The 7,367-nt window shown below is 70.4% G+C and carries 5 protein-coding genes; 2 read left to right on the top strand and 3 right to left on the bottom strand.

Features of this window, described 5'->3' with window-relative positions:
• Nucleotides 1–663: 663 nt before the first annotated feature.
• Nucleotides 664–1,212 (bottom strand): MarR family transcriptional regulator, encoded by a 549-nt coding sequence (locus ABZ642_RS12400; RefSeq protein ID WP_360481272.1) that lies wholly within the window; start codon nt 1,210–1,212, stop codon nt 664–666.
• Nucleotides 1,213–1,364: 152 nt separating this feature from the next.
• Here ABZ642_RS12400 and ABZ642_RS12395 point away from each other — a divergent pair, with 152 nt between their 5' ends.
• On the top strand, nt 1,365–2,624 hold the full coding sequence (locus ABZ642_RS12395) for an MFS transporter (protein WP_360481344.1): 1,260 nt from the start codon (nt 1,365–1,367) through the stop codon (nt 2,622–2,624).
• Nucleotides 2,625–2,779: 155 nt separating this feature from the next.
• Here ABZ642_RS12395 and ABZ642_RS12390 read toward each other — a convergent pair whose 3' ends face one another.
• Together ABZ642_RS12390 and ABZ642_RS12385 are read right to left on the bottom strand one after the other, a co-directional pair.
• The gene (locus tag ABZ642_RS12390) at nt 2,780–4,426 is read right to left on the bottom strand and encodes a SpoIIE family protein phosphatase (RefSeq protein WP_360481269.1); all 1,647 of its coding nucleotides are present in this window, start codon (nt 4,424–4,426) and stop codon (nt 2,780–2,782) included.
• A gap of 187 nt (nt 4,427–4,613) precedes the next feature.
• Nucleotides 4,614–5,993 (bottom strand): NAD(P)/FAD-dependent oxidoreductase, encoded by a 1,380-nt coding sequence (locus ABZ642_RS12385; protein WP_360481266.1) that lies wholly within the window; start codon nt 5,991–5,993, stop codon nt 4,614–4,616.
• A gap of 394 nt (nt 5,994–6,387) precedes the next feature.
• Here ABZ642_RS12385 and ABZ642_RS12380 point away from each other — a divergent pair, with 394 nt between their 5' ends.
• On the top strand, nt 6,388–7,161 hold the full coding sequence (locus ABZ642_RS12380; protein ID WP_360481263.1) for a helix-turn-helix domain-containing protein: 774 nt from the start codon (nt 6,388–6,390) through the stop codon (nt 7,159–7,161).
• The last annotated feature ends 206 nt before the right edge of the window (nt 7,162–7,367 follow it).

The following is a 7,367-nucleotide window of genomic DNA, read 5'->3' as shown; positions in this document are numbered from 1 at the left end:
ATCGGGACGACACCACGAGAGCGGAACCACCGAAGGAATAATTCAGTGGTTCACAGCGTCCTCGCTGTGTTTTTCTTCAAAGGAACCTCGCCCCAGCCATGATGGCCGGAGACGGGGTATCAACATATCTGGCGTTGACTTTTGGCACGCTGTTGAGTTCTCAAGGAACGGTCGCTTCCTTTGTACTCACCCTCTCGGGCTTTCCTCCGGGCTTCCCTTCGTTCTTGCGTTTCCGACTCTATCAGATCTTTTTCCGATCCGATTTCCTCGGTGCTTTCCAGGTTCTCGCTCTCGCGTTTCCCTTTCCGGCGGTTCCGACTCTATCAGATCCTTTCGGCGTCTGATTCCCAGTCAGCGGGTGTTGTCTTCGCGGCTGTTGGGCCGTTCCGACGTCTCAAACCTTAGCGGATCCGCTCCGCATTGCCCAATCGGGCCTTAGTGGCTCGACCGGACAGCACAGAGATCCGAAATCGAATTGAATTCGGGCACGCCGAAATCAACCCGGTCGGGAGATCGTACTGATGGTTTGAGTGCCGCTCATGCGGCGGAGGTGCTGTCGCAGAACCGTTACGGCTCCGCGGCAACCCGAAGAACTCTACGGATCGGCCAGGGGGGTGTCAAGTACTCCCTGTCAAGATTTTTTCCCGGCCCCTGCGACCCGGGTCAGTCCAGGTCGGTGAGGCGGCCGCCGGCGTCGGGCTGGGCGTGCTCCACGCGGCGCAGCAGCCTGGTGAGCACCTCGCCGAGCACACCGCGCTCCGCCGGAGAGAGGTCCTGGAGCAGCTCCTCCTCGAAGACGGAGGCGAGGCGCATGGCCTCCAGCCACTTCTCGCGGCCCTCGGAGGTCAGTTCGACGATCACCCGGACGCGGTTGGACTCGTCCCGCTCCCGGGTGACCAGACCCTCGGCGACCATCCGGTCGATGCGGTGGGTCATCGCGGCCGGGGTGAGTCCGAGCCGCTTGGCCAGCTCGCTGGGGCCGAGGCGGTAGGGGACGCCGGAGAGAACGAGGGCCTTGAGGACCTCCCACTCGGCGCTGCTGATGCCGAGGGCCGCGGTCTGGCGGCCGTAGGCGACGTTCATCCGGCGGTTGAGCCGGGACAGCGCCGAGACGACCTTCTCGACCTGGGGGTCGAGGTCCTGGAACTCACGCTGGTAGGCGGCGATCTGTTCGTCGAGTGTCGGCTCGCCGGCGCCGGTGGTGTCGGCCATGCCCGAAGTATCGCACGAACAAGCTTGGCGTTGAAGTCCTTCGGCATGTAGTCTTTAGGTCGAAACTTTAGCTTCTAAGTCTTCAGACTTCATCAGTCTGCTGACTTGACGACCTGAGAGAGGTGAACGTGACCAGGGCGATGGGCGCAGCGATGCGCCGGATCCACGTGGGGAACGCACTCAGCGCGTTCGGGCTCGGCTTCACCGTCCCCTACCTGTACGTCTATGTGGCGCAGGTGCGGGGGCTCGGTGCCATGACAGCGGGGTTCGTGCTCGCTGTCTTTGCCGTGGCCGCGCTGATCGTGCTGCCGTTCGCCGGCCGGGCGATCGTGCGGCGCGGCCCACTGCCGGTCCTTCTCACCGCCTTGGTCCTGGCCGCGACGGGTGCGCTGAGCCTGGGCCTGGCGGGACAGGCGGCGACCGTACTGGCCGCGGCCGCGCTGCTCGGGGCCGGGCAGGCCGTGATGCAGCCGGCGCTGGCGACGATGATCGTGGACTGCTCCTCGACCGAGACCCGGTCGCGGGCGTTCGCGACGCAGTTCTTCCTGCAGAACCTGGGGCTGGGTGTCGGTGGCCTCATCGGCGGCCACCTGGTCGACACGACCCGGGTCTCCTCCTTCACGCTGCTGTTCGCGATCGAGGCGGCGATGTTCCTGCTGCTGGCCGTGGTGCTGTCGACGGTACGGATGCCGCACGCGCCGCGGATCGCGGGCGCTCCTGCCTCGGCCGCGAAGGGCGGCTGGAAGCAGCTGCTCGGGAACCGGGCGATGGTGCAGCTGAGCGTGCTCGGCTTCGTGCTGTTCTTCGCGTGCTACGGACAGTTCGAGTCCGGGCTGAGCGCGTACGGCGTCGAGGCGGCGGGGATCTCCACGTCCGCGCTCGGGACCGCGCTGGCCGCGAACACGCTGATGATCGTGGTCGCGCAGTTCGCCGTGCTCAAGTTCGTCGAGCGCCGGCGGCGGTCCCGGGTGATCGCCGGGGTCGGGCTGATCTGGGCCGTGGCGTGGGTCGCGGCGGGGTACGCGGGGCTGGGGCACGGCAGTCAGGAGATGGCGACGGCCGCGTTCGTGTCGACGTACGCGCTGTTCGGGCTGGGTGAGGCGATGCTGTCGCCGACGGTCGCTCCGCTGGTGGCCGACCTTGCGCCGACGGGGCTCGCCGGGCAGTACAACTCGGCGTTCGCGCTGGTCAAGCAGCTGGCGCTGGCGGTGGGGCCGGCGGTGGGCGGGCCGATGGGGGCCTCGCTGCATGCGCCGTACGTCGTGACGTTCCTGCTGTTCTCGCTGGGGATCAGTGCGCTGGCGGTGCGGCTCGGCAAGCGGCTGACTCCGGCCCAGGACCACCCGTGGCTCGCCTCGAAGAGCGTGGTCGTGGCGAGGGGCGGAGCCGCGGCGGAGTCCGTTTCCGCATAGGGGTGGCCGGGCGGGGGCGCTCAAGGCACTGGGGAGGCACGACTGCCCTCAGCTACGTCGGGTGATGAGCGTGCCCGCGCTGTGGCGCCCCTTCGGGGGCGCGGGGGACTGTGCGACCAGCCCCCACCCGCCCGCACCCGGGACTCGGCCTTCTCCTACCCCTTGGGCAGTACGAACTCGCACCACACCGCCTTCCCACCCCCCGGTGTCCTTCTCGACCCCCACCCCGAGGCGATCGTCGCCACGATCGCGATGCCCCGGCCCGACTCGTCGCCCGGTTCCGCGCGGCGTCTCCTCGGCAGGTGGTCGTCGCCGTCCGTCACCTCGATGATCAGGCGGCGGTCGGTGCGGCGGAGCCGTAGCCGCATGGGCGGGGTGCCGTGCTGGAGGGAGTTGGCGACCAGCTCGCTGGTGGCGAGGACGCCCAGGTCGTGGAGTTCGACCGGAAAGCGCCAGCTGGTCAGCACGCCGGAGGCGAACGCACGCGCGCGTGGCGCCGCTTCGACGCCGCCGAGGAGTTCCAGCGCCGCGTTGCGGAACAGCTCGCCGTCGGGGCCGGTTCGGGCCGGGTGCTGGAGGACCAGGACGGCGACATCGTCGTCGTGGTCGGCCGTGACGCCGGCCGAGCGGACCAGGCGGTCGCAGACGACCTGCGGGGTGCCGGTGGCTCCCGCCAGCGCGCGTTCGAGTGCGGCGATGCCCTCGTCCAGGTCCTCGTTACGGCGTTCCACCAGGCCGTCCGTGTAGAGGACGGCGGTGGAGCCGGGGCCCAGCGGTACCGAGCCCGACGTGTGGATCCAGCCGCCCGTGCCGAGCGGCGGCCCGGTCGGCTCGTCGGTGCGCAGCACGCTGCCGTTCTCGTCGCGGACCAGGATCGGCAGATGGCCGGCCGAGGCGTACACCAGCCGGCCCTCGTTCGGGTCGTGGATGGCGTACGCGCAGGTGGCGATCTGGTTGGCGTCGATCTCGGTGGCGAGGCCGTCGAGGAGCTGGAGGACCTCGTGCGGGGGCAGGTCCAGGCGGGCGTAGGCGCGGACCGCCGTGCGGAGCTGGCCCATGACGGCCGCCGCGCGGACGCCCCGGCCCATCACGTCACCGATGACGAGGGCGGTGCGGCCGCCGCCGAGGGTGATGACGTCGTACCAGTCGCCGCCGACCGCGGCCTCGGTGCCGCCGGGCTGGTAGGTCGCGGCGATGCGCAGGTCGTCCGGCTGTTCGAGTTCCTGCGGGAGGAGGCTGCGCTGGAGGGTCACGGCCGTCTCACGCTGACTGCGCTCACTGGCGCGCAGCCGCTCGGCCGCCTCCGCGTGGTCGGTGACGTCGGTGGCGAAGAGCAGGACGCCGCCGTCGTGGTCGCCGTTCTCCGCGACGGGTGTGCAGGTGAACGTGTAGGTGCGGCCGTCGAGCGCCTTGCGTGACTTCAGCGTGCGGGGCTTGCCGCTGCGCAGGACCTGGTCGAGGAGGGGGAGCAGACCGAGTTCGACGAGTTCGGGCAGGGCCTCGCGGGCGGGGGCGCCCGGGGGTCGTACGCCGAAGGCCGACGTATAGGCGTCGTTGACGTACCCGATGTGGTGGTCGGGGCCGTGGACGAGGGCGACCAGGGCCGGGACGCGGTCCAGGACGTCGCGGGCGGGCAGTTCGTCGACGGCGGGCACACAGGGCGGGTCGTCGGTCAGTTGTTCGACGCGGGCAGCGGGCACGGAGCCTTCCCCCCGTCGGTCCGGGGGGACCGCGTGCTCGGTCCGCGCTGCGGCGCGGCGCTGCGTTCCGGGGAGCCGGGCGCTCCAGCGCGTGAAGTTCACGAATCCTTGCCTCGTGTCGTCGTCTCCGGCCTGCTACGAAAGCGGCCGGGGGCCGGGGGAAGTGGAAGTCCCCCGGTGCAGTTCTGGGGAGAAGCCTTGTGCTCGGTCGCAGGGCAGTCTGGCAGGGTGGCCGTCGGCGGCGACATCCGTCAGACGCCGGGGCGGGCCGTGGAGTTCCTGAGTTCCGTCAGGACGACCCGTTCGAGTCGTCGGAGGGACTGTGAGGAGGCTTTCCACCGGCCGCGAGTTCGAACTCCGCTCGGGGATGTTCGAGTGATCCAAGCGAGACGATCTCCCGTTTGAAGAGTCCGGAGAGGATCCATTCGGCGAGCACACGGGCCTTGCGGTTGAAGGTGGGCACCCTGCTCAGGTGGTAGACGCGGTGCATGAACCAGGCAGGGTAGCCCTTCAGCTTGCGCCCGTAGACCTGGGCGACGCCCTTGTGCAGTCCCAGGGAGGCGACGGAGCCGACGTAGGCGTGCGCGTAGGTGTCGAGGGGTTCGCCACGCAGGGCGTGGACGATGTTGTCGCCGAGGATCCTGGCCTGGCGGACCGCGTGCTGCGCGTTGGGGGCGGTCTCGGTGCCGGGTTCGGCGGCGGTGACGTCGGGAACGGCGGCGGCGTCGCCCGCGGCCCACGCGTGGTCGACGCCGTCGATCGTCAGCTCGGCGGTGCATTTCAGCCGCCCGCGCGGGGTGAGCGGAAGGTCGGACGCGGCGAGCACGGGGTGCGGTTTGACGCCGGCCGTCCACACGAGCGTCCGGGCCGGGAAGCGCTGGCCGTCGCTGAGGACGGCGATGCGGTCGGCGCAGGATTCCAGGCGGGTGCCCAGCAGCACCTGGATGTTGCGGCGGCGCAGCTCGGTGACGGTGTAGCGGCCCAGCTCGTGGCCGACCTCCGGGAGGATCCGGTCGGTGGCCTCGACGAGGATCCACTTCATGTCCTCGGGCTGGACGTTGTGGTAGTACCGCGTGGCGTAGCGGGCCATGTCCTCCAGTTCACCGAGGGCCTCCACGCCCGCGTAGCCGCCACCGACGAAGACGAAGGTGAGGGCCGCGTCGCGGATCGCGGGGTCGCGGGTCGAGGAGGCGATGTCCATCTGCTCGATGACGTGGTTGCGCAGGCCGATGGCCTCCTCGACGGTCTTGAAGCCGATGCCGTGCTCGGCGAGACCGGGGATGGGCAGCGTGCGTGCGATCGAGCCGGGCGCGAGGACCAGTTCGTCGTACTCGAGGAATGTGGCGCCTTTTCGTTCCTCGGGCGTGGCGAGGGTGGTGACCTCGGCGGTGCGCTTGGCGTGCTCGATGGACGTCACCTCGCCGATGACGACATGACATCGGTCCAGAACGCTCCGCAGCGGTACGACGACATGACGAGGGGAAATCGAACCCGCGGCCGCTTCGGGAAGGAACGGCTGGTACGTCATGTAGGGATCGGGGGTGACGACAGTGAGGTCGACCTCGTCCCGCCTGAGCTCCGCCTTCAGCTTCCGCTGGAGCCGCAGGGCCGTGTACATCCCGACGTAGCCGCCGCCGACAACGAGAATGCGCGCACGTTCCTTCACCATCCCATGACGCACCCGTGACTGTTGTTTGTCCACAGCCCCGGCAATTTGTGTGACCGGCGAGCTGCTGTGCCGGGTGCCGGACGCGCGGCCGGGACCGGACGAAAGGGGCCAGGTCAGCGGGGGCGGACGAGGGGGCGCGAAGGCAACGAATCGGGATGTAAGCGACCCGTACTCCGATCGGGGGGCGCTCTGTGCGGAACGCCCCCCTTCTGAATTGACAGCCTCTCAACTATGTTCGTGTGGCGACGGGGTGTAGGGGATGTGGCCGAACGGTCCACGACGGGCGGGTCCGCCCGGTCGACGGTCCATGGATCGGCGACAGTTCCACTCGCTCCGGCCTTCACAGTGCGGGGAGAGTCTCCGGGGGGAGACGTCATTAACCGGGGGAACACAGATGCATATTCAGGACACACATTGGTCATCGGCTTCCGTCCTCGCGACGGGCGGCGCGACGGTGAGCGCGGCGACGGGCAACGGACGCGGCGACGGGCCGCGTACGACGCCGCTGCGGGTGGACGCACAGCGCAATCTGGAGCACGTGCTGCGTGCGGCACGCGAGGTCTTCGGCGAACTGGGTTACGGCGCGCCGATGGAGGATGTGGCGCGGCGGGCGCGGGTCGGGGTCGGCACGGTGTACCGGCGCTTCCCCAGCAAGGACGTGCTGGTCCGGCGGATAGCCGAGGAGGAGACCTCCCGGCTGACCGACCAGGCGCGGGCCGCGCTCGGGCAGGAGGACGAACCGTGGTCGGCGCTGTCGCGCTTCCTTCGGACGTCGGTGGCGTCGGGGGCGGGGCGGTTGCTGCCGCCGCAGGTGCTGCGCGTCGGAGCGCCGGAGGAGGTCGGCGGTTCCGGCGCCCGGGCCGAGGAGACCCGGGTGCCGCAGCAGCGGACGCAGCCGGTCGCCGGTGAGTTGCGGCTGGTGCCGGAGGAGCGGGAGCCGGTGGCCGGCACCGACGACGACGCGGGAGCGGCCGCGCTGCTCGAAGTCGTCGGGCGGCTGGTGGAACGAGCTCGTGCGGCGGGTGAGTTGCGGGCGGATGTCTCGGTGTCCGACGTGCTCCTGGTGATCGCCACGGCGGCGCCCTCGCTGCCGGATCCGGCGCAGCAGGCGGCGGCTTCGTCGCGGCTGCTGGACATCCTGCTGGAGGGACTGCGGTCCCGGCCCTGACGGTGCCCTGGGCCCGGCCGGGCGGCGCGGCGGCATGTGCCGTCGATGGTCGTGGGCGGGTGCGGGTGGACGTGGACTGCGGCTGAGCGCGCCCACGCGGCGGAGCCGCACATCGGCAGGGCCTCGCGCCCCTTGGGCGGGGGGGGGGGGCGCCCCGGTGGGGGGGGCCGGGCCGGGGGGGGGGGGCCCCCCCCCCCCCGCCCGGG

The organism is Streptomyces sp. NPDC007157, from assembly GCF_040634235.1.
Lineage (GTDB): Bacteria > Actinomycetota > Actinomycetes > Streptomycetales > Streptomycetaceae > Streptomyces.
This window is presented reverse-complemented; position numbering and strand designations above follow the sequence as displayed.

What these genes read in the sequence shown, in the direction of transcription:
- ABZ642_RS12395 (WP_360481344.1), top strand. Translation starts at nt 1,365, where the DNA reads ATGCGCCGGATCCACGTGGGGAACGCACTCAGCGCGTTCGGGCTCGGC.
- ABZ642_RS12385 (WP_360481266.1), bottom strand. Translation starts at nt 5,993, where the DNA reads ATGGTGAAGGAACGTGCGCGCATTCTCGTTGTCGGCGGCGGCTACGTC.
- ABZ642_RS12380 (WP_360481263.1), top strand. Translation starts at nt 6,388, where the DNA reads ATGCATATTCAGGACACACATTGGTCATCGGCTTCCGTCCTCGCGACG.
- ABZ642_RS12400 (WP_360481272.1), bottom strand. Translation starts at nt 1,212, where the DNA reads ATGGCCGACACCACCGGCGCCGGCGAGCCGACACTCGACGAACAGATC.